The sequence below is a fragment of the Pseudomonas sp. O230 genome (genome assembly GCF_045447035.1).
Classification (GTDB): domain Bacteria; phylum Pseudomonadota; class Gammaproteobacteria; order Pseudomonadales; family Pseudomonadaceae; genus Aquipseudomonas.
In genome coordinates, this window is the sequence record NZ_JBJGXN010000033.1 from 1 (window position 1) to 212 (window position 212).

The following is a 212-nucleotide window of genomic DNA, read 5'->3' on the forward strand; positions in this document are numbered from 1 at the left end:
ACCGAGGTGGCATCGGGGTTGGCGTTCGGCGTGTCATCGACGATGTTGACGTTGATCTGCCCCGTCGCGGTGCTGCCGTCGGTGTCCTTGGCCACCACGTCGAAGTGTTCGGAGATGCTGTTGGCACCGCCGCCATTCGGGTGGTCGCTGTCGTAACGCAGCGTGTAGCTGTAGCTGACCACGCCGGTCGCCGGGTTGTAACCGGTGATGGT

General features: G+C 63.7%; 1 protein-coding gene. It reads right to left on the reverse strand.

Translation table 11 applies throughout. The features are described from left to right. Positions 1-212 (reverse strand): hypothetical protein (locus ACI77H_RS30040; RefSeq protein ID WP_407015551.1); only part of this gene is annotated, 212 nt, incomplete at both ends.